The organism is Streptomyces bullii (assembly GCF_042657145.1).
Classification (GTDB): Bacteria; Actinomycetota; Actinomycetes; order Streptomycetales; family Streptomycetaceae; genus Streptomyces; species Streptomyces bullii.
In genome coordinates this window covers 201705-227382 of the sequence record NZ_JBHSNY010000014.1, presented here as the reverse complement: position 1 = coordinate 227382, position 25678 = coordinate 201705, and the positions used below count along the sequence as shown (strand labels likewise).

Genomic DNA, 25678 nt, shown 5'->3' with positions numbered 1-25678 from the left:
GTCCGGATAACGGAACCCCCCAGACAGCATCACGTTTACGCATCCTTTCACCGTCAACTCTGGCGACTGATCGCCGAAGCGTTGAAGACTCCCGGCAAGGCACAGGCCGGTCGGTCCTGTGTACGAGACAAGCAACCGCTACAGCGGCAGCCAGGGGGTCGGCGATCGCCGGCCGAGAGGGGTCAATCGCACCGTGACCGCACCGATCGAGACCACGGGGGCGGAAGCCGGAGCACAGCCCGAGGCCGTGCTCTCCGGGGTCAAGAAGAGCCAGATCGAAGGGCGTTCGCTCACCCAGATCGCCTGGATGCGCTTCAAGCGGGACAAGGTGGCGATGGCGGGAGGCGTCATCGTCGCCCTGCTGGTCCTGATGGCGGTCTTCTCCAAGCCGATCCAGTGGATCTTCGGACTCGATCCCAACAAGTTCAACCAGGACCTGATCGACCCGGCGCTGCTCGCCCCCAAGGGCGGCTGGGGCGGTATGAGTTGGGAGCACCCGCTCGGCGTCGACCCCCAGTACGGCCGTGACATGCTCGCCCGCATCATCGACGGCTCGTGGGTCTCCCTGCTGGTCGCGGGCGGTGCCACGCTGCTGTCCGTGTGCATCGGCACCGTGCTCGGCGTCGTCGCCGGGTACTACGGCGGCTGGATCGACAGTGTCATCAGCCGGCTGATGGACACCTTCCTCGCCTTCCCGCTGCTGCTGTTCGCCATCTCGATCTCCGCCTCGGTGCAGGACGGCTTCTTCGGGCTCGACGGTCTCCCGCTGCGCATCTGCGTGCTGATCTTCGTGATCGGCTTCTTCAGCTGGCCGTACATCGGCCGCATCGTGCGCGCGCAGACCATGACGCTGCGCAAGCGTGAGTTCATCGAGGCGGCCACGAGCCTGGGAGCGCGCGGCCCGTACGTGCTGTTCCGGGAGCTGCTGCCGAACCTCGTCGCGCCGATCCTCGTCTACTCGACGCTGATCATCCCGACGAACATCCTGTTCGAGGCCGCGCTGAGCTTCCTCGGTGTCGGTATCGCTCCGCCGCAGGCCTCCTGGGGAGGCATGCTCAGCAACGCCGTGGATCTCTACACGGCGGATCCGCAGTACATGTTCGTGCCCGGACTGGCGATCTTCATCACCGTCCTGGCCTTCAACCTGCTGGGTGACGGGCTGCGTGACGCCCTCGACCCTCGCAGCAAGTGATCCATCGAATGAGGGGGCTTCCTCAGGTGAAGACGAGAAGGGTGACCGCCGGCGTGGCGTCGGTCCTGGCGCTGTCGCTGGGTGCCAGTGCGTGTGGCGGCGGCGGTGACGACAACGACGGCAGCGGAGGCAACGGCAAGAAGGACGCCGCTCTGACCTCGATCGTCAACGCGTCCAGCAAGAAGGGCGGAACCGTCACGTACGAGCACTCGGACGTGCCGGACTCCCTGGACCCGGGGAACACCTACTACGGCTGGGTGCAGAACTTCTCCCGCCTCTACGGCCGGACGCTCACCTCGTTCAAGCCGGCGGCGGGCAAGGAAGGCCTGGAGGTCGTCCCGGACCTGGCCGAGTCCCTGGGCCAGCCCAGTGACGACGCCAAGACCTGGGCGTACAAGCTGCGCAAGGGCGTGAAGTTCCAGGACGGCACGCCGGTGACGTCCAAGGACGTCAAGTACGCCATCGAGCGCTCCAACTTCTCGCCCGAGGCGCTGTCCAACGGCCCGACGTACTTCAAGTCGTACCTGGTGGGCGGCGACAAGTACAAAGGCCCGTACAAGGACAAGTCGCCGGAGGGCATCAAGTCCATCGAGACGCCGGACGACCAGACGATCGTCTTCAAGCTGAAGCAGCCCTTCGCCGACTTCGACTACCTGGCGACGTTCTCCCAGACGGCACCGGTGCCGCGGGCGAAGGACGACGGCGCGAAGTACGTCCAGCACATCGTGTCCTCCGGCCCGTACCAGTTCCAGTCCTACGAGGAGGGCCGCAGCGCCACTCTCGTGCGCAACCCGCAGTGGGACCCGAAGACGGACCCGATCCGCAAGGCCCTGCCGGACAAGATCACGATCAAGTTCAAGGTCAACCCGGTCACCGTCGACAACAACCTGCTGGCCGACAAGATCACGGCCGACGCCGCCGGCACGGGTGTGCAGCCGCAGACCCAGCCGAAGGTGCTGCGCGGCAAGTACGCGAACCAGACGGACTCCTCGTACGCCGGCGCCACGCAGTACATCGCGCTGAACGTGAACGTGAAGCCGTTCGACAACGTCCACTGCCGCAAGGCCGTGCAGTGGGGCCTGGACAAGCAGTCCGTGCTCGACGCGATGGGCGGCTCGCCCAAGGGTGACGTGGCGACCACGCTGCTGCCGCCGTCGGTGAACGGCTACACCAAGTTCGACACCTACCCGAGCGCGGGGCACAAGGGTGACGTGGCCAAGGCCAAGGAAGAGCTGAAGGCGTGCGGCAAGCCGAACGGCTTCAACACGATCCTGACGGCCCGCTCCGACCGCCCGGCCGAGGTGGCGGCCGCCACGGCGATCCAGGCGTCGCTGAAGAAGATCGGCGTCAACATCGAGATCAAGCAGTTCCCCTCCGGCAAGTACTTCTCCAACTTCGCCGGTGTCCCGAGCTACGTCCACCAGAACAAGCTCGGCATGCTCTCGATGGCCTGGGGCGCCGACTGGCCGACCGGCTTCGGCTTCCTCGACCAGATCATCAACGGTGCGGCCATCAAGCCCTCGGGCGGCAACAACCTGATGGAGCTCGACGACCCGAAGATCAACAAGGCCCTGACGGACGCCATCGCCAACACCGACGACGCCGCCCGCACCAAGGCCTGGGGCGACATCGACAAGATGGTGCTCGACAACGCCTCGGTCGTCCCGCTGGTCTACCGCAAGAACCTGCTGCTGAGGCCGGCGTCCGCCGCCAACGTCACGGTCACGCAGGCGTACCTCGGCATGTACGACTACCTGCTGATGAGCTCCACGAAGTGACACCAGCAGGCCGGAACCTCTGAAAGGCAGGTGAAGGCACCGGGTGGCCGCGGCGGACAGACCCCGCCGCGGCCACCCGGGGCCGTACAGCTGTGGCTGCGTACATCCTCCGACGCGTCATGGGCGCGGTGCTGTTGCTGCTGGTGGTCAGCGCAGTCACCTTCGCCATCTTCTTCCTGGTGCCCCGCCTCGGGGGCCAGACGGCCGACCAGTTGGCCACCCAGTACGTCGGCAAGGACGCGAACCCCGAGTCCGTCGCCGCGATCAAGAAGAACCTGGGCCTGGACCAGCCCGTCTACGTCCAGTACTGGGAGTTCATCAAGGGTCTCGTGGCGGGCGCCGACTACAAGTTCGGTCCCGACGCGACGCACTGCAGCGCCCCCTGCTTCGGGTACTCCTTCAAGAGCCACATCGAGGTGTGGCCGCAGCTGGAGCAGCGCATCCCGGTCTCCTTCTCGCTGGCCGTCGGCGCGGCGGTGATCTGGGTGATCGGCGGTGTGACCATCGGCGTCATCTCGGCACTGCGCAAGGGCAAGCCGGTCGACCGCATCTCCATGTTCATCGCGCTCGCCGGCGTCTCGCTGCCGATCTTCTTCACCGGCCAGGTGCTGAACGCGCTGTTCGTCTACGAGATCCCCATCTGGGACAGCATCGACTACGTGCCGTTCACCGAGAACCCGGCCGAATGGGCCTGGCACCTGCTGCTGCCCTGGATCAGCCTCGCCTTCCTGTTCTCCGCGCTGTACGCCCGGCTCACCCGGGCGGGCATGCTGGAGACCATGAGCGAGGACTACATCCGGACCGCTCGTGCCAAAGGGCTCAAGGAGTCCACCGTGGTGGCCAAGCACGGTCTCCGCTCGGCACTGACCCCGATCGTCACCATCTTCGGAATGGACTTCGGCACCCTCGTCGGCACCGCGGTGCTCACCGAGACCGTCTTCTCCCTGCAGGGCATCGGCGCGTACTCCGTCCAGGCCATCAAGGACAACGACCTGCCCATCGTGATGGGCGTGACCCTGGTCGCCGCGTTCTTCATCGTCTTCTGCAATCTGATCGTCGACCTGGTGTACGCCGCCATCGACCCCCGGGTGAGGTACTCGTGAGCAAGCTCGACAAAGCCGCGCTCGGCGAACCGGACACCGTGCCCCCGTCCGTCCCGGACGACGTGTTCCTGTCCGTGCGCGACCTGCGCGTCCACTTCAACACGGACGACGGCCTGGTCAAGTCCGTGGACGGCGTCAGCTTCGACGTGCGCCGCGGCAAGACCCTGGGCATCGTCGGCGAGTCGGGTTCCGGCAAGTCCGTCACCTCGCTCGGCCTGATGGGCCTGCACCGCTCGGCGAAGAACGCCCGGGTCTCCGGCGAGGTGTGGCTGGACGGCCAGGAACTGATCGGCGCCGACCCGGACGCCGTACGGCGGCTGCGCGGCCGGAAGATGGCCATGATCTTCCAGGACCCGCTGTCGGCGATGCACCCGTACTACACGGTCGGGCACCAGATCGTGGAGGCGTACCGCGTCCACCACGACGTCACCAAGAAGGCCGCCAGGCAGCGGGCGATCGAGATGCTCGACCGGGTCGGCATCCCCGAGCCCGCCAAGCGCGTGGACAGCTATCCGCACGAGTTCTCCGGCGGTATGCGCCAGCGCGCCATGATCGCCATGGCGCTGGTGAACAACCCCGAGCTGCTCATCGCCGACGAGCCGACCACCGCCCTGGACGTCACCGTCCAGGCGCAGATCCTCGACCTGATCCGGGACCTGCAGAAGGAGTTCGGCTCCGCGGTCATCATGATCACCCACGACCTCGGGGTCGTCGCCGAGATGGCCGACGACCTGCTGGTGATGTACGGCGGCCGGTGCGTGGAGCGCGGCCCCGCCGAGGCGGTCTTCTCCGAGCCCCGCCACCCCTACACCTGGGGCCTGCTCGGCTCGATGCCGCGCCTCGACCGCGAGGAGACCGACCGGCTCATCCCGATCAAGGGCGCGCCGCCCTCCCTGATCAACCTCCCGTCCGGCTGCGCCTTCCACCCGCGCTGCCCGTACGCGGACGTACCCAAGGACGACGTCACCCGCACGGTCCGCCCCGAGCTGACCGAGGTCGGCAGCTCCCACTGGGCCGCCTGCCACATGAGCCAGGAGCAGCGGGAGCGTATCTGGACCGAAGAGATTGCGCCGAAGCTGTGAGCGACGAAAAAGCGGTGAGCAACCCGGAGCAGAGCGGCAGCACCCTCACCCAGGACACCGCCGACGGCGAGATCCTGCTGAAGGTGACCGGCCTGCAGAAGCACTTCCCGATCCGCAAGGGCCTGCTCCAGCGGCAGACCGGCGCGGTGCGCGCCGTCGACGGCGTCGACTTCGAGGTCCGCAAGGGCGAGACGCTGGGCGTCGTGGGCGAGTCGGGCTGCGGCAAGTCGACGATGGGCCGGCTGATCACCCGGCTGCTCGAACCGACCGGCGGCAACGTCGAGTTCGAGGGGAAGGACATCACGCACCTGAGCACGGGCGAGCTGCGCCCGATGCGCCGCGACGTGCAGATGATCTTCCAGGACCCGTACTCCTCGCTGAACCCCCGGCACACCATCGGCACCATCGTCAGCGCGCCGTTCCGGCTCCAGGGCGTGACGCCCGAGGGCGGGGTGAAGAAGGAGGTCCAGCGGCTGCTGTCAGTGGTCGGTCTCAACCCCGAGCACTACAACCGCTACCCGCACGAGTTCTCCGGCGGTCAGCGCCAGCGCATCGGCATCGCCCGCGCGCTCGCGCTCAACCCCAAGCTGGTGGTGGCCGACGAGCCGGTCTCGGCGCTGGACGTGTCGATCCAGGCGCAGGTGGTGAACCTGCTGGACGACCTCCAGGAGGAGCTCGGCCTGACCTACGTGATCATCGCGCACGACCTGTCGGTGGTCCGGCACGTCTCGGACCGGATCGCGGTGATGTACCTCGGCAAGATCGTCGAGCTCGCCGACCGGGAGGCGCTGTACAAGGCGCCGATGCACCCGTACACCAAGGCCCTGCTGTCGGCGGTGCCGATCCCGGACCCGAAGCGGAAGGCGGTCAAGAGCGAGCGCATCCTGCTCAAGGGCGACGTTCCCTCGCCGATCGCGCCGCCGAGCGGCTGCCGGTTCCACACCCGGTGCTGGAAGGCGACGGAGATCTGCCGGACCACCGAGCCGCCGCTGGCCGAGCTGAAGCCGGGCCAGCGTGTCGCCTGCCACCACCCGGAGAACTTCGAGGACCAGCAGCCGCAGGACACCAAGCTGCTGACCACGGCGAAGGAGACCGAGGAGGCCGTCTCCAAGGAGACCAGCGAGTAGCCGCGTAACAGTCGTGGTCGGGCCCCCGCCTTGCTTTGCAAGGCGGGGGCCTGCCGCTGGGTGAGAATGTTCGGGTGCTCCAGCAACTGTTCAGCCCGTCCGTCCAGCACACGCTCGACCTGATCGGCATCTTCGTCTTCGCGATCTCCGGCGCCCTGCTGGCCGTCCGCAAGAACTTCGACGTGTTCGGCATGGCCGTCCTCGCCGAGGTCACCGCGCTGGGCGGCGGGCTGTTCCGCGACCTGGTCATCGGGGCGGTACCGCCCGCCGCCTTCACGGACCTCGGCTACTTCCTCACCCCGCTCCTCGCCACGCTCCTGGTCTTCTTCCTCCACCCGCAGGTGGAGCGCATCCAGACCGCCGTGTACGTCTTCGACGCGGCCGGCCTCGGCCTGTTCTGCGTCGCCGGCACGATCAAGGCGTACGAGTACGGGCTCGGCCTGACCGCCTCGGCCGGCCTGGGCCTGACCACCGCGGTCGGCGGCGGCGTGCTCCGGGACGTCCTCGCCAACGAGGTGCCCTCACTGCTGCGCTGGGACCGCGACCTGTACGCGGTCCCCGCGATGGTCGGCGCCGCGATGGTCGCCCTCTGCATCCGCTACGAGGCCCTGACCCCGTACACCAGCGCCCTGGCGGTGCTCACCGCCTTCGTGCTGCGTCTGCTCGCGATGCGGTTCCACTGGCGAGCTCCGCGGGCCTGGCACCGGCGGTCGACGGTGTCGGAGGAGTAGCGCCGGTCGTCGTCCTCGCGTGGCCCATCACCATCGTCAGCCAGCGGAACGCCGGGACCACCTGGGGTCGCCACAGGGCCATGTTGTGGCCGCCGGCGCTCTTCGGGAGATACACCACGTGCACGTTGGTCGGCGCCTTGGCGATCTGTTCGAGCGCCACCGCCGCCTCGTAGCCGTCGTGCGGCTGGCCGGAGAGGTAGAGGGAGATCCGGGGCGGTGCCGGCGCCCCGCGCAGCAGCAGGAACGGGTTGTTCTCGGCGCGCAGGGCCGGGTTCTGCGCGGCGAGGGAGTCGCGTTCGCCGATCGGGTCGTTGTAGCCGGACAGGCTGACGGCGGCCCGGTAGCGGTCGGGGTGGGCCACGGCGAGCTTGACCGCGCAGTGCGCGCCCGCCGAGTACCCGGCGACCGCCCAGCCCCGCGGTGCCGGCTCGGCGCGGAAGTTGTCCATGACCATCCTCGGCACGTCGACGCTCAGCCAGCTGTCGGCGTTCACCGTGCCCGGGATGTTGGCGCAGCCGGTGTCCACCCCTGCCAGCAGCGTGGTACGCGGCGCCACCAGGATGAACGGGGCGACCTGGCCGCCGCGCATCAGCGCAAACAGCTGCTCGTGCGCGCGCAGCGACCCGAACCACGCCTTCGCCGAACCGGGATAGCCGGGCAGCAGCTCCACGACCGGGAACCTGTGGTGGCGGTAGGCGGGCTCGTCGTACTGCGGCGGCAGCCAGACGTACACCTCGGCGTTCACGCCCGACACCCGGCCCTTGAGCTGGGTGACCTCCACCCCGCCGGCCGCGCGCATGCCCGGGCCGGTGGCCGGCTCGAAGGTCTGCCGGACCCTGGGCAGCCGTTTCAGCGAGATCCCGCCGGTGCCGTCGGCGCCCAGGTCGGCCGCCTGCTGCACATGGTCGCCGGTGCCGAGCAGGTCGGCCCAGTTGTCGTACAGGTTGTTGGCGTTGTTCACCAGCACGAAGACCAGGGCCACGGCCGTGCCCTGCGCGAACAGCAGCATCAGCGTCCGGGCGGCGGCGCGCAGCGCCCGGGGTCCCCGGACCCGCGACCACAGCAGCAGCGGCAGCGCGAGCGCGACGACGGCCAGCACGATCAGCGTGTAGAGGAACGGAGTCCCGGTGAGGCTCATGTCCCTACAGAGGCGGGGGGCGGGGTGTGGGTTGACGGACGAGACGGACCCTTACCAGGACATTGCCCGCGTCTCACTCAAACCCGAGCCAGCTCAATTCCAGCCCAAAGCTACCGCTTAGTAGTTAGTTCTTGTACTGTTCAGCCATGCCAGAAGCAGCTTCCGCAGCGGCCACGCGGGCCGCGATCGGCGACAGTGAGTTCGACCGCGACACCGCGGTCACCCGGCGCGCGCCCGGCGTGTACGACATCGACCTCTCCGCCGGCTGGACGATCATCAGCGCCGTCAACGGCGGGTACCTCCTGGCCGTCCTGGGCCGGGCCCTCGCGGACAGCCTGCCGCACCCCGACCCCTTCACCATCTCGGCGCACTACCTGACCGCCTCCCAGCCGGGTCCCGCGGTCGTGCGCACCGAGACCGTGCGCACCGGCCGGACGTTGTCGACCGGCCAGGCCTCCCTCTTCCAGTACGACGAGGAGGGCCGCGAGGTGGAACGCATGCGCGTCCTCGCCGCCTACGGGGACCTGGACGCCCTCCCCGACGACGTCCGTACCACCGCCAAGCCGCCCGCGATCCCGCCGATGGGCCAGTGCTTCGGCCCGGAGGACGGCCCCGCCCCGATCTCCGGCAGTTCGGCCATCGCCGACCGCCTGATGCTCAAGCTCGACCCCGCCACCCTCGGCTGGGCCCTGGGGCAGCCCTCCGGCAAGGGCGAGATGCGCGCCTGGTTCGGCCTCGCGGACGGCCGGGACGCCGACCCGCTGTCCCTCCTCCTGGCGGTGGACGCGCTGCCGCCCACCGCCTTCGAGATCGGCCTGTCCGGCTGGGTGCCCACCGTCGAGCTGACCGCGCACGTGCGGTGCCGCCCGGCGCCGGGTCCCCTGCGCGTGTCGATCACCACGCGCAACCTCGCCGGCGGCTTCCTGGAGGAGGACGCCGAGGTCTGGGACAGCGCCGACCGGCTCGTGGCCCAGTCCCGGCAGCTGGCGCGCGTCAGGCTCGGCTGAGCGGCTCGCGGCCCAGCCAGGCCGCCAACGCGCCGTAGGCGTCGGCTCCTTCGGGGGCGGGGCGGGCCGTGGCGAACGGCACGTCCTCGCCGCGCCGCTCCTCCGGCAGCATGCGGCGGGCGACGGGCAGCGCGAACAGGGCCAGTTCCGGGTCGAGTTCGAGGGGGTGGCCCAGCGCCTCGGACAGGTCCCAGGTGTGGGTCACCGTCTCCAGAACGTAGGCCGACAGGGCCGCGCGGCCGGGCAGCTCGCCGAACGGCAGGCGCATCGGCGTGTCCAGACGGCTGTCGGGCGCCCAGGCCCTGGCGGCACGCGTGCGGGCCTCGTCGTACGCGGTCGCCCAGCCGTCGTCCGGCACACCGTCGGCGAACGGCCGCACGGCGAGCGCGTCCCCGCCCTCGGCGACGACGGCGACGCGGACGGTGGCGCCGGTCAGATGGCTCAGCAGGGTGCGCACGTCGAACTCGGCGCAGGGCGTGGGCCCGTCGAGCCGGTCCGCGCGGACGGTCCTGATCAGCGTGGCGGCCTGCTCGGTGGCGCGAGCGAACAGCGGGCGGGGGTCGGTGGTGTCCATGGTCGGCCTCTCTGTGAGTCGTCGCCCCGAGGCTGGCCGGATAACCTGACAGCCGCCGTCATCATTTGCCAGAGATCCCCGCCCGCCGGAATTCTGGTGCCGTGAAGTCCGACCGCCTGCTGTCGATCCTGCTGCTCCTGCAGACCCGCGGCCGGGTCCCCGCACGCCAACTCGCCGAGCGGCTGGAGGTGTCGGTGCGCACCATCTACCGTGACGTCGAGGCCCTGTCGGCCGCGGGCGTCCCGGTGTACGCCGAACGCGGGCGGCACGGCGGCATCGCCCTGCTCGCCGGGTTCCGTACGGACGTCACGGGACTGACCGCCGACGAGTCCCGCGCGCTGTTCATCCTGGCCGCGCAGGGCGCACACACCGCGCTCGGCCTCGACGCGGCGCTCGGGTCGGCGTTGCGCAAGGTGATGGCCGCGCTACCGGCCCCGCACCGGCCGGCCGCCGAGGTCGCCTCGCGCCGCATCCTGGTCGACGCCACCCGCTGGAAGGGCGGTCCCCGGCCCGCCGTCGACCTGGACATTCTCAAGGACGCGGTCTTCGCCGACCGCCGGCTGCGCCTGCGCTACCGGCACAGCGGCACGTCCGAGGCCCGGACGTACACCGTCGACCCCTACGGGCTCGTCGCCAAGGCGGGCGTGTGGTACCTCGTCGCCGACCGGCGGGGTACGCCCCGGCTCTTCCGGGCCGACCGGGTGCGGTCGGCCGCTGTGCTCGACGACCCGGTGCGGCGGCGGCCGGGCGTCGAACTCGCCGACGTCTGGGAGGTGCTGCGCCGCCAGGTCGAGGAACGCCCCGGCGGCCTGGACGTCACGGTACGGGTACGGCGCGAGCGCCTCGACATGTTCCAGCGCCTGCTCGCCCCCGCGCTGGCGGCGCTGCCGGACGACGACTGCGTGAGCGACCGGGTGACCGCGCGCCTGACCTTCGGCTCCGTCCGCGAGACCCGCCAACTGCTGATGTTCGGCGACCAGGTGGAGGTCGTCTCGCCACCCGAGGCACGCGAGGAACTGGCCCGGGCGGTGGCCTCCGTGGCGCAGCTGTACGGGCGGGCGGGCCGGGGGCCGGAGTGAAGCCGCGCTCGTCCTCCCCTCCTGGCCGGCTGACCGGCTCAATCCAGCCAGTGACGGCGCCCGATGCTGATCAGCCGTAGCCGGCGGGTCGCGACCTGGGTGACGCGTTCCCGCTCCCGCTCGGAGGCGTCCGGTGCCTGCTGCGCCTCCAGGAACAGCGAGGCCGTGATGAGCATCTGGTCGACGTAGAGGTGCGCGAGCATCAGCAGGTCCTCGTCGGTCCAGCCCGCCGACAGGTGGTCCTTGGCCAGCTCGTCCCTGACCTCCTCGGCGAAGCGGGTCAGCTGGGCCCGTATGGCCTCGCGCACCGGCTGGACTCCGCCATGTCGCTCACGGGCGATGAACCGGACGTGTGCGGGGTACGCGTCCACATGACGGGCGATCAGTTCGATGGCGCGCGTGATGCGTTCCTCGCTGTCGCCCGCCGAGGACACCGTGGTCCGGATCATCGGGTGCAGGCTGCCCAGCGCCTCCTCGACCAGCGCCACGCCCAGGTCGGCCGTGGACCGGAAGTGCCGGTAGAAGGCGGTCGGCGCGACCCCGACGGCGCGGGTGACCTCACGCAGGCCCAGGCTGCTCAGGCTCTGCTCCTCCAGCAGCCCGAGCGCCGCGTCCAGGAGCGCCTTCCGCGTCTTCTGCTTCTGGGCCTGCCGGATGCCGAGAGTGTGACTCATACCATGCAGTTAACAACTGTTCTCCGGAATTGGAAAGCCATGCGGAGCGCTAGACTGGGAAGTCAGTGAACAAGTGTAACCACAACCGTTCACCGAGATTTTAAGGGGTCTTGACCCATGCTGTTCCTCGTCGCCGCACTCCTGCTGCTCGGCACGCTGGTGGGCACCGTGGCGCACGCGCCGCTCGGCTTCTCCCTCGTCGCGGGGGCCGTCATCGTCGTCTGGCTCGGCGTCTTCGCCCTGCGCGAGCGCCACGGCCGTCGGCGCCACCCTCAGGCCCACTGACCACCGACCGCACTGACCCGACCGTCGGGAGCTGATCACCATGCACCTCACCGCACCGGCGAACCGCCGTACCGGTGTTCGCGACACCGACGGCATGGCCGTCGCGTCCTTCGTCCTGGGCCTGCTCGGCCTGCTGGTTCTCAACGTCTTCCTCGGACCGACCGCCATCGCGCTGGCGAGCGTCGCTCTGTGGCGGGGGACCCGGCGCCGTGGCCGAGCCTGGCTGGGGCTCGCGCTGGGCGTCGCCGACCTGCTGGTCCTGGTGGCCTTCATGCAGGCGGACCACACGGTCTCGTGGAGCTTCTAGGGACCGTGACGGGCGCCGGGGACCGGCCGGCGGCCCGGCGGGATCGGCCGACCTTGGCCTGAGGTACGCCGCCGAGGCCCCGTAGAATCGGCCTCACCATGGCTTACCTCGACCACGCCGCGACCACCCCGATGCTTCCCGAGGCAGTCGAGGCACTCACCGCGCACCTGAGCGCCACCGGCAACGCCTCCTCCCTGCACGCGTCCGGCCGCCGCGCCCGCCGCACGGTCGAGGAGGCCCGCGAAACCCTCGCCGAAGCCCTCGGCGCCCGCCCCAGTGAGGTCGTCTTCACCTCCGGCGGCACCGAGGCCGACAACCTCGCCGTCAAGGGCCTGTACTGGTCGCGCCGCGACGCCGATCCGGCCCGCACCCGGGTGCTGGCCAGCCCCGTCGAACACCACGCGGTCCTGGACGCCGTCCACTGGCTCGGCGAACACGAGGGCGCCACCGTCGAGTACCTCCCGGTCGACCCGTACGGCCGTGTCCACCCCGAGGCGCTGCGCGAGGCGATCGCCCGCAACCCCGCCGACGTGGCCCTGGCCACGGTCATGTGGGCCAACAACGAGATCGGCACGGTCCTGCCGATCCGTGAACTGGCGGACGTCGCACGCGAGTTCGGCGTTCCCCTGCACTCCGACGCCGTCCAGGCCTTCGGCCAGGTCCCCGTCGACTTCGCCGCCTCCGGTCTGGCCGCGATGACCGTGTCCGGCCACAAGATCGGCGGTCCGTACGGCATCGGCGCGCTGATCCTGGGCCGCGAGCACGCACCCGTCCCCGTCCTGCACGGCGGTGGCCAGGAGCGGCACGTGCGCTCGGGCACCCTCGACATCCCGGCGATCGCCTCCTTCGCGGTCGCGGGCCGGCTCGCGGCCGAGCAACGCGAGTGGTTCGCACGGGAGATCGGCGCACTGCGCGACGCCCTGATCGAGGCGGTGCGTACGGCGGTGCCGGACGCGATCCTGGGAGGCGATCCGGTGGACCGCCTCCCCGCCAACGCCCACTTCACGTTCCCCGGCTGCGAGGGCGACTCCCTGCTGCTCCTGCTGGACGCCCAGGGCATCGAGTGCTCCACCGGCTCCGCCTGCACCGCCGGCGTCGCCCAGCCCAGCCACGTCCTGCTCGCCACCGGCACCGACCCGGACCTGGCCCGCGGCACCCTGCGTTTTTCGCTCGGCCACACCTCGACGGAGGCGGACGTGGCAGCGCTGGCGAAGGCGATCGGCCCGGCGGTGGAACGGGCCCGGGCGGCTGGGCTCACCTAGACGCACGACACCTGGACGCACGAAAGGGACCTACGAGACGGGTTCCCTTCGCCGGTATTGTCCGGATCAGGTATTGGGGGTCGCCTTCCGGTCTCTCGACCTTCCGGCCTCTCAGCCCGACCGTCGACGTCGGCCCCAGTGGAAGCCGAAGCTTCCCACCAAAGTCGGCTACTCCGGTCGAACTCCCTCACTCGTCCCGTAGGCCTGAAACCAGAATAAGACGCCCGATGAGGGATGAAAAGTCCGAAAAACAGGATTTTTCCGGTGTGTGGGTCCGTCGTGCGGCGCTCACGCCGGTGCCGTGCGAGCACGCCGTACGAGCCGCATGTACCGGTCCCAGTCCCAGTGCGGGCCCGGATCCGTGTGGTCCGTGCCCGGCACCTCGACATGGCCGATGATGTGCTCCCGGTCGACGGGTATGTCGTAGCGCGCGCATATCCGGGCCGTCAGCCGCGCCGACGCCTCGTACATCTCGTCCGTGAGGTCCTCCGGCCGGTCCACGAACCCCTCGTGCTCGATGCCGACGCTGCGCTCGTTGTACGCGCGGTTGCCCGCGTGGAACGCGACGTCCAGCTCGCGGATCATCTGCGCGATGTGCCCGTCCTGACGGACGATGTAGTGCGAGGCCGCCCCGTGCCCCGGGTCCTGGAAGACCTCCACGGCGCTGTCGAAACTTCCCTGCGTCACATGGACGACCACCATGTCGATGCCGTAGTCGTCGGGCCGGTCCGCGCGCCGCCAGTTCGCCTCCGACGCCGCCACCCACCGCGCGCCCGCGTAGTCGACCTCCCCCTCCTTGCGCGGCTTCTCGACGCCGGGCGCACGCCACCACAGACGCGCCAGCTCGTCGCGCGCCAGCACGGCCGACCCCGCCGCGACCGCCGTCCCGCCGAGGATCAGGGCCCGTCGCCCGATACGCCGGTCCCCGTCGCCGGATGCCCCGTTCCTGGATGCTCGTCTCGCCCCCATGTGATCGTGAACGGACACCCGGCCGCCGTGGTTCCCGCGCCCCGTACCCTGGAAGGGCTATGACTGACACCCCGCAGCGCTCCCGTCCTCCCCTCCGCGTCCTGGCCGCCATGTCCGGCGGAGTGGACTCCGCCGTCGCGGCCGCCCGCGCGGCCGAGGCCGGCCACGACGTGACCGGCGTCCACCTCGCGCTCTCCGCGAACCCGCAGTCGTTCCGCACGGGCGCGCGGGGGTGCTGCACGATCGAGGACTCGCGGGACGCCCGCCGTGCCGCGGACGTCATCGGCATCCCCTTCTACGTGTGGGACCTCGCCGACCGCTTCCGCGAGGACGTGGTCGAGGACTTCGTCGCCGAGTACGAGGCCGGCCGCACGCCCAACCCCTGCCTGCGCTGCAACGAGAAGATCAAGTTCGCCGCACTGCTCGACAAGGCGCTCGCCCTCGGCTTCGACGCCGTCTGCACGGGCCACTACGCGAAGATCGTGACCCTCCCGGACGGCTCGCGCGAACTGCACCGCGCCTCCGACATGGCCAAGGACCAGTCGTACGTGCTGGGCGTGCTGGACGAGAAGCAGCTCGCGCACGCGATGTTCCCCCTCGGCGACACGGTCACCACCAAGGAGGAGATCCGCGCGGAGGCCGAACGCAGGGGTCTCGCCGTCGCCAAGAAGCCGGACTCCCACGACATCTGCTTCATCGCCGACGGCGACACCCAGGGCTTCCTGGCGCGGCGGCTGGGCAAGGCCGAGGGCGACATCGTCGACGAGTCCGGCACCAAGCTGGGCACCCACGAGGGCGCCTACGGCTTCACCATCGGCCAGCGCAAGGGACTGCGCATCGGCACCCCCGCCCCCGACGGCAAGCCGCGCTACGTCCTCGACATCTCCCCGGTGGACAACACCGTCACGGTCGGCCCGGCGTCCTCCCTCGACGTCGGCGCCCTGACGGCGATCAAGCCCCGCTGGTGCGGCACGGCCCCCACCGGTCCCGGCACCTACACGGCCCAGCTCCGCGCCCACGGCGACGAGACCGCGGTGACCGCCGAACAGGTCGACGGCGAGCTCCACGTCCGCTTCACCGAGCCGGTCCGCGGCGTCGCCCCCGGGCAGGCGATCGTCCTGTACGACGGCACGCGCGTGGTGGGCTCCGCGACGATCGCCTCGACGACACGGGCCACGGCGGGAGTGGTCTGAGCCGGACGGCGACGGCGCCGGGGCACCTCGCCCGGCGGGGCCGGACGGCGCCGGGCCGCCGACACCGCACGGCCCGGAAGGCAGCCCCACGTGCGCGTGCTCACCCGGTCCCCGCAGCCCCGCCGGGCGCGCCGCTCATCGCGCGAAGAACTCCGCCAGCACCGGCGCCAGCACGTTCGGATCGACCATGTGGGTCTGGTCCTCCAGGGTGCGGTACGTGCCGTTGGGGGCGGCCTCGGCGACCGCCCGGGCCGCCTGACGCATCCACTCCGGGCTCGCGCCGCCTGCGACGGACAGGACCGGCACGGTGACCGAGGCCAGCAGGTCACGAGGGACACCGCTGTCGCCCATGCAGGCGTCGTCGTAGGCGAGGGTCGGTGCGATCGTCTCCATGTCGGACCACATGGGGGACTGGCGGGCGCCCCGGATCATCTCCTCCGCGAGGCCCGTCTCCCGCAGGAAGAGCTCCACCGCGTCCCCCCGCCGGTCCTCCGCCAGCGCCCGGGTCAGCCGCTCGGTGTACTCCCGGCGCCGCTGGAGGTCGGCCTCGTCCACGGCGTACGGCACCTCGTACACCGCGACCCGGCGCACCGGCAGCCCGCTCGCCGCCGCTCGGAGCACCAGCGCGCCGCCCGACGAGATGCCGTACAGCGACGCCTCGCCGCCCGCCGCGTCGATCAGCGCCGCCAGGTCCTCCACCTCGCGCTCCACCGCGTACGGCGCCGTGTCACCGCTCTCGCCGCGGCCCCGGCGGTCGTGGACGATCACGTCGAAACGCCGGGAGAGCGGTCCGGCCAGCGGTGCCACCGTCGCTCCCGTCGACATGGCGCCGCTCACCAGGATGACCGCCGGCCCCTGCCCGGTGCGCTGGTACGCCAGGGACGTGCCGTCCCGGGAAACAGTCTTCTTGTCCATGCCTGTGCAGACTGCCGCACGGCACGCCGTTCATCGCTCACGACACATCCACTCAGCCCACTTCGGTGTCGTAGAAGCACAGGTGGTCCTTGATCCGCGCCACCTCCGGCTTCGGATCCGGGTACGCCCAGACCAGGTCCGCCGCGTCCGGCAACGACCAGTAGGACGCCGTGCCCTTGAACGGGCAGTAGGTGTGCGTGTCGGACGGTGTCAGCAGGTCCAGGCGGACGTCCTCCGCCGGGATGTAGTACCGGTCCGGACAGCCCGTCTCGCGCAGCAGGAGCGGCCGGTCGCTCTCGGCCAGCACCCGGCCGCCGTGCACCACGCGCACGTGCCGGTTGGTCCGCTCGACGGTGATCTGGTGTCCTGCGGTCACGATCGTCCTCCCCGGGGTAGCCGACTCGGCGGTTACAGCGCAGGCTGAAGCGAAGTTCTTCCCCTGCCGCAGGAGGTCCCGTGCAAGCCAGGGAATCGGCGAGGAACCGCAGCAGCCTCGCCCACCGGGTCCGCTACGCCCTGCGCCACCCGGAGCGCGTGCCCGCCCACGTCCGCCGCGCCGTGCGCGACGCCTGGCTGCGGCTGCGGTACCGCGACCACATCGCCTACTACCGGGCCGTGATGGCCTCCGACGCGGCACGCAGCGCCGAGGCGGCGGTGGGCCACAACCCCTCGCGTGAGACGTGGGTGCGCATCGGGCGGATGCAGTTCGACTACCTGGTCCGGCACGGACTGCGGCCGCACCACCGGATGCTGGAGATCGGCTGCGGCAACCTGCGCGCCGGCCGGCTGTTCATCGACTACCTCGACACCGGCCACTACTACGGCATCGACATCTCCCCGCACATCCTGCTCGCCGCCCAGGACACCCTCGTACGGGAGGGCCTGCAGTCCAAGCTGCCCTACCTGACGCTCGCCGACGACCTCACCTTCGCCTTCCTGCCCGACGGGCACTTCGACGTCGTGCACGCGCACAGCGTCTTCTCGCACTCGCCCCGGCACGTCATCGAGGAGTGCTTCGCCCACGTCGGCAGGGTGCTCGCGCCCGGCGGGTTCTTCGACTTCACCTTCGACCGCACCGAGGGCGAGGAGCACCAGATCCTGCACGAGGACTTCTACTACCGGACCGTGACGCTGACCGAACTGGCCGCGAAGCACGGTCTGTCCGCCCGGTTCATGGACGACTGGGAGGAACTCCCGCACCGCCAGTCCAAGATGAGGCTGACCGTGATGTCGGCGCCGGCCCGTAGTGTGGGCCCATGAACATCTGCGTCTTCCTCTCCGCCGCCGACCTCGACGAGCGCTACACCCGCCCCGCGCGGGAGTTCGCCGAGCTGCTCGGCAGGGGCGGGCACACCCTCGTGTGGGGCGGCTCGGACGTCGGCCTGATGAAGGTCGTCGCCGACGGCGTGCAGGAGGCGGGCGGGAGTCTCGTGGGCGTCTCCGTCCAGTTCCTGGCGGCCAAGGCGCGCCCGGGCGTCGACGAGATGGTGATCGCGCGGGACCTCGCCGAGCGCAAGAAGCTGCTCCTGGAGAAGGCCGACGCGGTGGTGATCATGGTGGGCGGCACCGGCACGCTCGACGAGGCGACCGAGATCCTGGAGCTGAAGAAGCACGGGCACACGGACAAGCCGGTGGTCCTGCTCAACACCGCGGGCTTCTACGACGGCCTGAAGGAGCAGTTCCGGCGCATGGAGGACGAGGGCTTCCTGCCCCGGCCGCTGACCGACCTGGTGTTCTTCGCGGAGGAGCCGGTGGGGGCGCTGGCGTACCTGGAGGAGAGCCAGGGCGTGGAGTGACCCCGGGGTGATGCGAGCATGGCGGGCATGGCTACACATGTGATCACCGGAGCGGGCTCCGGCATCGGCGCGGCCGTGGCCCGCCGACTGCACGCGCGCGGCGACGAGCTCGTGCTGCACGCGCGCGACGCGGCCCGCGCGAAGGAACTGGCCGCCGAGTACCCCGGCGCCCGCACCCTGGTCGGCGACCTCGCCGACCCGGACAAGCTGTCCTGGGCCTTCTCCCACCAGCAGCTTCCCGACCGGGTGGACTCCCTGCTGCACATCGCGGGCGTGGTCGACCTCGGCCCGGTCGGCGAGCTGACCACCAAGTCCTGGCGCCACCAGCTCAACGTCAATCTGATCGCCCCCGCCGAGCTGACCCGCCTCTTCCTGCCCCAGCTCCGGGTGAGCCAGGGCCATGTGATCTTCGTCAACTCCGGGTCCGGGCTCAACGCCCACGCCGACTGGTCCGCGTACGCCGCCTCCAAGCACGGCCTGAAGGCCCTCGCCGACTCCCTGCGCCACGAGGAGCACGCCCACGGCGTCCGCGTCACCTCGGTCTACCCGGGCCGCACCGCCAGCCCCATGCAGGCCAAGGTGCACCAGCAGGAGGGCAAGGAGTACGACCCCGGCAAGTGGATCGACCCCGAGTCGGTGGCCACCACCATCCTGATGTCCCTGGACCTGCCGAGGGACGCCGAGGTCAACGACCTGACGGTGCGGCCGGGGCGCTGACCCCGCCCGAGCGGTTCCGTAGGCTGCTCTGGTGAGTGAAAACAGCCAGTTCAGGTTCGGTGCCGCCACGGGCGTCGGCTCGATGCCCGGCGGTGACGCCCGCGAGGCCGTCAAGACCGTCACCGGGACCTTCGAGGACTTCCCGTTCCTGCCCGAGCTGCCCGCCCGGGGGCCCGGCGCGGACATGATCGGACGGACCGCCGGCATGCTCGTCGAGCTGTACGCGCGTGTGGAGCCCAGCGGATGGCGGATCGGGGACCGGCCGGGGCGGGACACCAAGCGGGCCCGCTCCTGGCTCGGCGAGGACCTCGACGCGCTGGAGGAGTACACGCAGGGGTACGAGGGGCCGCTGAAGGTGCAGGCCGTCGGCCCCTGGACGCTGGCCGCCGCGCTGGAGCTGAGGAACGGCGAGGCCGCCCTCTCCGACGCCGGGGCCTGCCGCGACCTCGCCGCCTCGCTCGCCGAGGGGCTCCGGCTCCACCTGGCCGAGGTGCGGCGCCGCGTCCCCCGCGCACAGCTCGTGCTCCAGCTCGACGAGCCGTCCCTCACCGCCGTCCTGCGCGGCCAGGTGAGGACCGCCAGCGGCTACCGCACCCACCGGGCCGTCGACCGGCAGATCGTCGAGGGCACGCTCCGGCACGTCGTCGGCGTGCACGGGGACGGACCGGTCGTGGTCCACTCGTGCGCGCCGGACGTCCCGTTCGCCCTGCTGCGCCGGGCGGGCGCGGCGGCGGTCTCCTTCGACCTCTCCCTCCTCACCGAGCGTGACGACGAGGCGATCGGTGAGGCGGTGGAGGGCGGCACCCGGCTCTTCGCCGGTGTCGTCCCGGGCACGGACGGCCCATTGTCAGAGCCTGCCGGTAGCGTCATGGGTGTCAGGACGCTGTGGCGCAGGCTGGGGCTGCAACCGGGTCTGCTCGCGGAGGCGGTCACGGTCACTCCGTCGTGCGGACTCGCGGGGGCCTCCCCCGAGTACGCGCGCAAGGCGCTCGCCCACTGTGTCCGGGCGGCGAGATCACTCGCGGACAACCCAGAGTAACGGGAGGACGACACGGTGGCCGGCGACAAGCAAGCGGAGACGACGAACGTGCCCGCCGAGGCGCGGGAGCAGCACCGGCAGCTCGCCGAACAGGTCGAGGAGCACCGCTTCCGGTACTACGTCAAGGACGCTCCCGTCATCAGCGACTCGGAGTTCGACCGGCTCCTGCGCTCCCTGGAGGCGCTGGAGGAGGAGTACCCGGAGCTGCGCACGCCGGACTCGCCGACCCAGAAGGTCGCGGGTTCCTACGAGACGGACTTCACCGCCGTCGAGCACCGACAGCGCATGCTCTCCCTGGACAACACCTTCAACGACGACGAACTCGCCGCCTGGGCCGACCGCGTCGCCAGGGAACTGGGCGACCAGGAGTACCACTTCCTGTGCGAGCTGAAGGTCGACGGCCTCGCCGTCAACCTCACCTACGAGCACGGCCGGCTCACCCGCGCGGCGACCCGCGGCGACGGCCGCACCGGCGAGGACATCACGCCCAACGTCCGCACCATCGCCGAGATCCCGGACCGCCTCAAGGGTGACCGCGTCCCCGACCTCGTGGAGATCCGCGGCGAGGTCTACTTCCCGATGGAGAAGTTCGAGGAGCTCAACCGCCGCCTCGTCGAGGCCGGTGACAAGCCCTTCGCCAACCCCCGCAACGCGGCGGCCGGTTCGCTGCGCCAGAAGGACCCGCGTGTCACCGCCACCCGCCCGCTGCACATGGTCGTGCACGGCATCGGCGCCCTGGAGGGCTTCGAGGGGCTCACCCGCCTGTCCGAGGCGTACGACCTGCTGAAGACCTGGGGCCTGCCGACCTCCCGGCACAACAAGGTGGTCGACGACCTCGCAGGGGTACGGGAGTTCATCGCGTACTACGGCGAGAACCGCCACTCGGTGGAGCACGAGATCGACGGAGTCGTGGTCAAGCTCGACGAGATCCGCCTCCAGGGCCGCCTCGGCTCCACGGCCCGCGCGCCGCGCTGGGCGATCGCCTACAAGTACGCGCCGGAGGAGGTCAACACCAAGCTCGTCAACATCCGGGTGGGCGTGGGACGTACGGGCCGGGTCACGCCGTACGCCCAGGTCGAGCCGGTCACGGTCGCGGGCTCCGAGGTCGAGTTCGCCACGCTGCACAACCAGGACGTCGTCAAGGCCAAGGGCGTCCTCATCGGGGACACGGTGGTGCTGCGCAAGGCCGGTGACGTCATCCCGGAGATCCTCGGCCCGGTCGTCGACCTGCGCGACGGCACCGAGCGCGAGTTCGTGATGCCGAGCGAGTGCCCCGAGTGCGGCACCCCGCTCGCACCGGCCAAGGAGGGCGACGTCGACCTGCGCTGCCCCAACGCCCGGACCTGCCCCGCCCAGTTGCGCGAACGTCTGTTCTATCTGGCGGGCCGCAAGGCCCTGGACATCGAGCACTTCGGCTATGTCGCCGCGGCCGCCCTGACCAAGCCGCTGGAGCCGGAGGATCCGCCGCTGAAGGACGAGAGCGACCTGTTCGACCTCACCGTCGAGCAGCTGCTGCCCATCAAGGCGTACGTCCTCGACCAGGACAGCGGGCTGCCCAAGCGCGATCCGAAGACCGGCGAGGAGAAGGTCGCCACGGTCTTCGCCAACCAGGAGGGCAAGCCCAGGAAGAACGCCCTCGCGATGCTGGAGAACATCCAGGCCGCCAAGGAACGCCCGCTGGCCCGCGTCCTCACGGGCCTGTCGATCCGTCATGTCGGCCCGGTCGCCGCCGAGGCCCTCGCCCGCGCCTTCCGCTCCATCGACCGCATCGACGAGGCGAGCGAGGAGGAGCTGAGGAACACCGACGGGGTGGGCGAGATCGTGGCGCGCTCGGTCAAGGAGTGGTTCGCCGAGGACTGGCACCGGGAGATCATCCGCAAGTGGAAGGCCGCCGGGGTCCGCATGGCGGACGAGAGCACCGGTGAGGATGAGGCCCCCCGCCCGCTGGAAGGGCTTACCGTCGTCGTCACGGGCACCCTCGACCACTTCACCCGGGACGGCGCGAAGGAGGCGCTGCAGAGCCGGGGCGCGAAAGTCACCGGTTCGGTTTCGAAGAAGACCTCGTTCGTCGTTGTGGGTGACAACCCCGGGTCGAAATACGACAAGGCGATGCAGCTCAAGGTGCCCGTCCTGAACGAGGAGGGCTTCAACGTCCTGCTCGAACAAGGACCTGAGGCCGCTGCGGAACTCGCCCTTTCGGCTGAGGAATAGCGGTTGAAGGCCACCCGATCGGCGCATACCAGATGCATACGGGTGGCCAGGGCGCATTCGGGCAACCGTCGGCGACCGCTGCCCGTGGAAGCCTTCTGCGGCCTACTGTTGAGATGTGCGCCTGCCGTGCCCAGCTGCGGTTGGGGCACCCCCTGCTGTCGAGGGAGCAGCGGGAAGGGTTTTCCGACGCGGAGCCGTTGATGGTTGTCGGGCACCGGGCCGCGTGGCGTGGGCACCGCCGGCTGTGAGAGGGACGGGAATGGAACCGACCGAGAGCGCCGCTCCGGGCTCACGGCTGCGTCTGCGCCGCGTGGCGGTCGCATGGCGCGCAGTCCGTGGGGCAGGGCGGCCCCCGGGGCGTCCGGGCGCGGAGGGGCGCGCCGCCGGACGGCATCCCGGGGACGGGCGAGCCGCCGGTCAGCGCGCCGCACCGGACGGCCGCGCCGCTGTGCATCCGCAGCAGTCCGCCGAGCACACCGTCGGCCTGCCCGGTGCGGACACCGAACGGCACCTGCCCTGGCGCCCGCTGCCCACGGCGGTCGTGGCGGCCGCCGCGCTCGTCCTGGGCGCCGGGTTCCACCGGGCCTTCACCGGCGGCCACGCGCTGTTCCCGTCCGGCACCGTCGGCTGGTCCCTGGCCGTGCTGACCGGCATCATCGTCGGCCATCTGGTCATGCTCGGCCGCGCCCGCTGGTGGGGCGGCACGGGCTCCGGCGCCGCCCTCACCCTCGCCGTGCTGCTGATGTACGGCTGGGTGCCGGCCGGCATGGTCAGCCTCACCGTCGTCGTCCTGGTCGGCATAGCCCGGCGGGGCCGCTGGCGGCAGGGCGTGCTGCACGGCGCCGTCGACCTGCTCGGCATCGGCGCCGGCGCCCTGGTGCTGGGCGCCTTCGGCTCCGTACCGTCCGTGGAGAGCCCCTCGCCACCGGACACCTGGGCGCTCTCCACCGCCTTCCAGGTCGTCCTGGTCGCCGCCGCCTACCTCACGGTCACCCGCGTCCTGCTCTGGTACCTGAACGCCCCGCGCGCCGGCCTGCCCACGGTCGCCCGCACCGCCCTGGTCAGACAGGGCCTGGTGGCGGTCGCCCTGCTCGGCATCGCCCCGCTGGTCTGCGTGGTCGCCTTCGCCCAGCCGGTGCTGCTGCCGCTGTTCTCCATCCCGCTGATCGCCCTGGACTCCACCCTGTGGATAGCCCGGGCCCGGGCGGAGGAGCAGCTGCGCGACCCGCTGACCGGGCTTCCCAACCGGCAGTGGCTGCTGGAGCGCATCTGGACCGCGCTGGACGACGCCGAGCGCATCGACGCCCGCGCCGCCCTCATGCTGATCGACCTCGACCGGTTCCGATCGGTCAACGACACCCTCGGTCATCTCGCCGGGGACCGGCTGCTCCTCCAGATAGCGGACCGGCTGCGGCTGGCGCTGCCGCGGGGCGCCGAGGCCGCACGGCTCGGCGGCGACGAGTTCGCCGTCTTACTCCCGGTCGCCGACTCCACGACCTCCGCGACCCGCATCGCCCGCAGCCTGGTCGCCGCGCTCAGCTCCCCGCTCGACCTCGACGGGCTCACCCTGGTCCTGGAGGCCAGCGCGGGAGTCGCCGTCTTCCCGGACCACGCGCTGGACGCCGAAGGGCTGCTGCGCCGCGCGGACGTCGCGATGTACCAGGCGAAGCGGGACCGTACGGGCGTCGAGGTGTACGAGTCCAAGCGCGACTCCAACACCCCCGACCGGCTCGGACTGCTCGGGGATCTGCGCAGGGCCCTGGACGCCCACGAGGTCTCCCTGCACTACCAGCCCAAGGTCCAATTCGACGGGCAGGTCGCGGGCCTGGAGGCCCTGGTGCGGTGGGTGCACCCGGAGCGGGGCAAGGTGCCGCCGGACGAGTTCATAGCGATCGCCGAGTCCTCGGGGCTGATGCCCCACCTCACCGAGTACGTCCTGGAGACCGCGCTCGCGCAGGTCGCCCAGTGGCGGTCCCAGGGACTGTACGTACCGGTCGCCGTCAACGTCTCCCCGCGCGACGTCCACACCCCCGGTTTCGCCGGTTCCGTCGCCGCGCGTCTGGCCCGCCACGGTGTCCCGGCCGGCTCGCTCCAGCTGGAGATCACCGAGCACGTCCTGCTGGAGGACCCGCAGCGCGCCGCCGACACGCTCAACGCCCTCACCGGCCACGGCGTGAAGATGTCCCTGGACGACTTCGGCACCGGCTACTCCTCGCTCGTGCACCTGCGCAGGCTCCCGGTGAGCGAGCTGAAGATCGACCGTTCCTTCGTGGCCCGGCTCGCGATCGACGCCGAGGACGCCGAGATCGTGCGCTGCACCGTCGACCTCGCCCACTCACTCGGCCTGCTCGTCGTCGCCGAGGGCGTCGAGGACGACGAGACCTGGGAACGCCTGCGGGACCTCGGTTGCGACGCCGTACAGGGCTGGCTCGTCGCGGCCGCGATGCCCGCCGACGAGACCACGGCGTGGCTGCGGGCCCGCGGCTCCCGCGGCTGGCAGCGCCCGGCCGCGGCCCTGCCCGCGGCCGCGGCGGACGACCCGGGGCGGGTGGGCTAGCGGCACGTCGTGCGCGGGGCCGGTCGGTCCCCGTCCAACGTCGACCAAGCGCCGCCGCGCCGCAGGGCGGGTCCGCGCGCCACTGCCGAGTTCGAGTCCGGTCTCGCTGTCGGGTCGAGTCCGTGTCCCACTGTTGGGTCGAGCCGGCGCCCCGCCATCGGATCGAGTCCGCGCCTTGCCGTCGGGCGGAGTCGGCGTCCCGTCGCTGGGGCGAGTCGGCGTCCTGCCGTTGGTCGAGTCCGCGTCCCACCGTTGGGCCGAGCCCAGCCCCACCGCCGGGGCGAGTCCGCGTCCCACCTTGGTCGAGTCCCCGTCCTGCTGTCGGGTCGAGCCGCGCCTCGCCGTCGGGCGGGGGTCGGCGCCACCGTTAGGCCGGGCCGGGCCCCCGGCCGGGCCGAGCCCGCGGCCGGGCCGAGCCCCCCGCCCACCGTCAGGCCGAACCCCACCACACCGTTCGGTCCCCCGCCCCACCGGGCGGGCGCGCAGCGGGTTCGGTCGGTGAGGGGACCGTGGAGATCGCGGTGCCGTGTGGGGCGCTCGCCGGTGCATGGCGGCGGTCTGCGGCAAACCGTTTCACGGGCACGACCCCGTGCCCCATAGGATTGGGCCAAACCACACACTCTCACCCCAGAGGATCGCTGCATGCCTGGCATCACGCGCGAGGAGGTCGCCCACCTCGCCCGGCTGGCGCGTCTGGAGCTGAAGCCCGAAGAGCTCGACCACTTCGCCGGCCAGCTGGACGACATCATCGGCGCGGTGGCCCGCGTCAGTGAGGTCGCCGACCAAGACGTACCGCCGACCTCCCACCCGCTGCCGCTGACGAACGTCATGCGCGCGGACGAGGTCCGTCCGTCGCTCACCCCCGAGCAGGCGCTGTCCGGCGCCCCGGCCCAGGAGCAGCAGCGTTTCAAGGTGCCGCAGATCCTGGGGGAGGAGTGACCG

Annotated in this window: 25 protein-coding genes; 19 read left to right on the top strand and 6 right to left on the bottom strand. The window is 71.1% G+C overall.

From position 1 onward, the window contains the following. The first annotated feature begins 193 nt into the window (after nt 1–193). From ACFPZJ_RS34440 to ACFPZJ_RS34415, 6 genes are all read left to right on the top strand, one after another. The gene (locus tag ACFPZJ_RS34440; protein ID WP_381030009.1) at nt 194–1192 is read left to right on the top strand and encodes an ABC transporter permease; all 999 of its coding nucleotides are present in this window, start codon (nt 194–196) and stop codon (nt 1190–1192) included. Nucleotides 1193–1200: 8 nt separating this feature from the next. Beyond that, nucleotides 1201–2970: an ABC transporter substrate-binding protein gene (locus ACFPZJ_RS34435; protein WP_381030007.1), complete on the top strand. Its 1770-nt coding sequence runs from the start codon at nt 1201–1203 to the stop codon at nt 2968–2970. 92 nt (nt 2971–3062) lie between these two features. After that, nucleotides 3063–4073 carry an ABC transporter permease gene (locus ACFPZJ_RS34430; protein WP_381030005.1) on the top strand — a complete coding sequence of 337 codons (1011 nt, stop codon included), beginning with the start codon at nt 3063–3065 and terminating at the stop codon, nt 4071–4073. Then, on the top strand, nt 4070–5155 hold the full coding sequence (locus ACFPZJ_RS34425; RefSeq protein WP_381030003.1) for an ABC transporter ATP-binding protein: 1086 nt from the start codon (nt 4070–4072) through the stop codon (nt 5153–5155). The genes ACFPZJ_RS34430 and ACFPZJ_RS34425 overlap by 4 nt, the downstream gene beginning before the upstream one ends. Before the next feature lie 14 nt (nt 5156–5169). Then, nucleotides 5170–6282: an ABC transporter ATP-binding protein gene (locus ACFPZJ_RS34420; RefSeq protein WP_381030000.1), complete on the top strand. Its 1113-nt coding sequence runs from the start codon at nt 5170–5172 to the stop codon at nt 6280–6282. Nucleotides 6283–6356: 74 nt separating this feature from the next. Then, nucleotides 6357–7013 (top strand): trimeric intracellular cation channel family protein, encoded by a 657-nt coding sequence (locus ACFPZJ_RS34415; RefSeq protein WP_381029998.1) that lies wholly within the window; start codon nt 6357–6359, stop codon nt 7011–7013. On the opposite strand, the gene ACFPZJ_RS34410 is transcribed toward ACFPZJ_RS34415, so the two are convergent. Next, nucleotides 6922–8151, bottom strand: coding sequence for an alpha/beta hydrolase (locus ACFPZJ_RS34410; RefSeq protein WP_381029996.1), 1230 nt, complete (start codon nt 8149–8151; stop codon nt 6922–6924). The two genes, ACFPZJ_RS34415 and ACFPZJ_RS34410, sit on opposite strands and share 92 nt — an antisense overlap. A gap of 146 nt (nt 8152–8297) precedes the next feature. Here ACFPZJ_RS34410 and ACFPZJ_RS34405 point away from each other — a divergent pair, with 146 nt between their 5' ends. Next, nucleotides 8298–9158 (top strand): thioesterase family protein, encoded by an 861-nt coding sequence (locus tag ACFPZJ_RS34405; protein WP_381029995.1) that lies wholly within the window; start codon nt 8298–8300, stop codon nt 9156–9158. Here ACFPZJ_RS34405 and ACFPZJ_RS34400 read toward each other — a convergent pair. Then, nucleotides 9145–9732 carry a TIGR03086 family metal-binding protein gene (locus ACFPZJ_RS34400; RefSeq protein WP_381029993.1) on the bottom strand — a complete coding sequence of 196 codons (588 nt, stop codon included), beginning with the start codon at nt 9730–9732 and terminating at the stop codon, nt 9145–9147. The genes ACFPZJ_RS34405 and ACFPZJ_RS34400 overlap by 14 nt on opposite strands. A gap of 101 nt (nt 9733–9833) precedes the next feature. Between ACFPZJ_RS34400 and ACFPZJ_RS34395 the strand changes: the two genes are divergently transcribed. Further along, nucleotides 9834–10811, top strand: a complete 978-nt coding sequence (locus tag ACFPZJ_RS34395) for a helix-turn-helix transcriptional regulator (RefSeq protein WP_381029991.1) — start codon at nt 9834–9836, stop codon at nt 10809–10811. A gap of 38 nt (nt 10812–10849) precedes the next feature. Here ACFPZJ_RS34395 and ACFPZJ_RS34390 read toward each other — a convergent pair whose 3' ends face one another. Beyond that, on the bottom strand, nt 10850–11485 hold the full coding sequence (locus ACFPZJ_RS34390; protein ID WP_381029989.1) for a TetR family transcriptional regulator: 636 nt from the start codon (nt 11483–11485) through the stop codon (nt 10850–10852). Nucleotides 11486–11602: 117 nt separating this feature from the next. On the opposite strand from ACFPZJ_RS34390, the gene ACFPZJ_RS34385 reads away from it, so the two are divergent. The 3 genes from ACFPZJ_RS34385 to ACFPZJ_RS34375 all read left to right on the top strand — a co-directional run bounded on the left by ACFPZJ_RS34385 (nt 11603) and on the right by ACFPZJ_RS34375 (nt 13339). Continuing rightward, nucleotides 11603–11770 (top strand): hypothetical protein, encoded by a 168-nt coding sequence (locus tag ACFPZJ_RS34385; RefSeq protein WP_381029987.1) that lies wholly within the window; start codon nt 11603–11605, stop codon nt 11768–11770. A 40-nt stretch (nt 11771–11810) separates the two neighbouring features. After that, on the top strand, nt 11811–12077 hold the full coding sequence (locus tag ACFPZJ_RS34380) for a DUF4190 domain-containing protein (protein WP_381029984.1): 267 nt from the start codon (nt 11811–11813) through the stop codon (nt 12075–12077). Nucleotides 12078–12175: 98 nt separating this feature from the next. Continuing rightward, nucleotides 12176–13339, top strand: coding sequence for a cysteine desulfurase family protein (locus tag ACFPZJ_RS34375; protein ID WP_381029982.1), 1164 nt, complete (start codon nt 12176–12178; stop codon nt 13337–13339). A 288-nt stretch (nt 13340–13627) separates the two neighbouring features. On the opposite strand, the gene ACFPZJ_RS34370 is transcribed toward ACFPZJ_RS34375, so the two are convergent. Continuing rightward, nucleotides 13628–14308, bottom strand: a complete 681-nt coding sequence (locus ACFPZJ_RS34370; protein ID WP_381029980.1) for an N-acetylmuramoyl-L-alanine amidase — start codon at nt 14306–14308, stop codon at nt 13628–13630. A 59-nt stretch (nt 14309–14367) separates the two neighbouring features. Here ACFPZJ_RS34370 and mnmA point away from each other — a divergent pair, with 59 nt between their 5' ends. Beyond that, a complete protein-coding gene (gene mnmA, locus ACFPZJ_RS34365; protein ID WP_381029978.1) occupies nt 14368–15501 on the top strand; it encodes a tRNA 2-thiouridine(34) synthase MnmA in 1134 nt (377 codons plus the stop codon). A 135-nt stretch (nt 15502–15636) separates the two neighbouring features. Here mnmA and ACFPZJ_RS34360 read toward each other — a convergent pair whose 3' ends face one another. Both ACFPZJ_RS34360 and ACFPZJ_RS34355 read right to left on the bottom strand, forming a co-directional pair. Then, a complete protein-coding gene (locus ACFPZJ_RS34360) occupies nt 15637–16416 on the bottom strand; it encodes an alpha/beta fold hydrolase (protein WP_381029977.1) in 780 nt (259 codons plus the stop codon). Nucleotides 16417–16468: 52 nt separating this feature from the next. After that, nucleotides 16469–16792, bottom strand: a complete 324-nt coding sequence (locus tag ACFPZJ_RS34355) for a DUF427 domain-containing protein (RefSeq protein WP_381029975.1) — start codon at nt 16790–16792, stop codon at nt 16469–16471. Nucleotides 16793–16872: 80 nt separating this feature from the next. Here ACFPZJ_RS34355 and ACFPZJ_RS34350 point away from each other — a divergent pair, with 80 nt between their 5' ends. The 7 genes from ACFPZJ_RS34350 (at nt 16873) to gatC (ending at nt 25675) form a co-directional block, all read left to right on the top strand. Next, complete coding sequence (locus ACFPZJ_RS34350) at nt 16873–17676, top strand: class I SAM-dependent methyltransferase (RefSeq protein ID WP_381029973.1); 804 nt, start codon at nt 16873–16875, stop codon at nt 17674–17676. Beyond that, entirely contained in the window at nt 17673–18212 is a 540-nt protein-coding gene (locus ACFPZJ_RS34345) for an LOG family protein (protein ID WP_381029970.1), read from the top strand. Before ACFPZJ_RS34350 ends, ACFPZJ_RS34345 begins: the two co-directional genes overlap by 4 nt. Nucleotides 18213–18230: 18 nt before the next feature. Next, nucleotides 18231–18929: an SDR family oxidoreductase gene (locus tag ACFPZJ_RS34340; RefSeq protein ID WP_381029968.1), complete on the top strand. Its 699-nt coding sequence runs from the start codon at nt 18231–18233 to the stop codon at nt 18927–18929. Between the two features lie 31 nt (nt 18930–18960). Then, nucleotides 18961–19968 carry a methionine synthase gene (locus tag ACFPZJ_RS34335; RefSeq protein WP_381029966.1) on the top strand — a complete coding sequence of 336 codons (1008 nt, stop codon included), beginning with the start codon at nt 18961–18963 and terminating at the stop codon, nt 19966–19968. A 15-nt stretch (nt 19969–19983) separates the two neighbouring features. Then, complete coding sequence (gene ligA, locus ACFPZJ_RS34330) at nt 19984–22179, top strand: NAD-dependent DNA ligase LigA (RefSeq protein ID WP_381029964.1); 2196 nt, start codon at nt 19984–19986, stop codon at nt 22177–22179. Nucleotides 22180–22438: 259 nt separating this feature from the next. Then, nucleotides 22439–24736: a putative bifunctional diguanylate cyclase/phosphodiesterase gene (locus tag ACFPZJ_RS34325; RefSeq protein ID WP_381029962.1), complete on the top strand. Its 2298-nt coding sequence runs from the start codon at nt 22439–22441 to the stop codon at nt 24734–24736. Between the two features lie 642 nt (nt 24737–25378). Then, nucleotides 25379–25675, top strand: coding sequence for an Asp-tRNA(Asn)/Glu-tRNA(Gln) amidotransferase subunit GatC (gene gatC, locus ACFPZJ_RS34320; RefSeq protein WP_006130840.1), 297 nt, complete (start codon nt 25379–25381; stop codon nt 25673–25675). The last annotated feature ends 3 nt before the right edge of the window (nt 25676–25678 follow it).

Bases quoted from the DNA above. Each gene is read 5' to 3' on its own strand.
- ACFPZJ_RS34435 (WP_381030007.1), top strand. From the start codon at position 1,201: ATGAGGGGGCTTCCTCAGGTGAAGACGAGAAGGGTGACCGCCGGCGTG.
- ACFPZJ_RS34410 (WP_381029996.1), bottom strand. From the start codon at position 8,151: ATGAGCCTCACCGGGACTCCGTTCCTCTACACGCTGATCGTGCTGGCC.
- ACFPZJ_RS34405 (WP_381029995.1), top strand. From the start codon at position 8,298: ATGCCAGAAGCAGCTTCCGCAGCGGCCACGCGGGCCGCGATCGGCGAC.
- ACFPZJ_RS34400 (WP_381029993.1), bottom strand. From the start codon at position 9,732: ATGGACACCACCGACCCCCGCCCGCTGTTCGCTCGCGCCACCGAGCAG.
- ACFPZJ_RS34390 (WP_381029989.1), bottom strand. From the start codon at position 11,485: ATGAGTCACACTCTCGGCATCCGGCAGGCCCAGAAGCAGAAGACGCGG.
- ACFPZJ_RS34385 (WP_381029987.1), top strand. From the start codon at position 11,603: ATGCTGTTCCTCGTCGCCGCACTCCTGCTGCTCGGCACGCTGGTGGGC.
- ACFPZJ_RS34380 (WP_381029984.1), top strand. From the start codon at position 11,811: ATGCACCTCACCGCACCGGCGAACCGCCGTACCGGTGTTCGCGACACC.
- ACFPZJ_RS34375 (WP_381029982.1), top strand. From the start codon at position 12,176: ATGGCTTACCTCGACCACGCCGCGACCACCCCGATGCTTCCCGAGGCA.
- ACFPZJ_RS34370 (WP_381029980.1), bottom strand. From the start codon at position 14,308: ATGGGGGCGAGACGAGCATCCAGGAACGGGGCATCCGGCGACGGGGAC.
- mnmA (WP_381029978.1), top strand. From the start codon at position 14,368: ATGACTGACACCCCGCAGCGCTCCCGTCCTCCCCTCCGCGTCCTGGCC.
- ACFPZJ_RS34360 (WP_381029977.1), bottom strand. From the start codon at position 16,416: ATGGACAAGAAGACTGTTTCCCGGGACGGCACGTCCCTGGCGTACCAG.
- ACFPZJ_RS34345 (WP_381029970.1), top strand. From the start codon at position 17,673: ATGAACATCTGCGTCTTCCTCTCCGCCGCCGACCTCGACGAGCGCTAC.
- ACFPZJ_RS34340 (WP_381029968.1), top strand. From the start codon at position 18,231: ATGGCGGGCATGGCTACACATGTGATCACCGGAGCGGGCTCCGGCATC.
- ACFPZJ_RS34325 (WP_381029962.1), top strand. From the start codon at position 22,439: ATGGAACCGACCGAGAGCGCCGCTCCGGGCTCACGGCTGCGTCTGCGC.
- gatC (WP_006130840.1), top strand. From the start codon at position 25,379: ATGCCTGGCATCACGCGCGAGGAGGTCGCCCACCTCGCCCGGCTGGCG.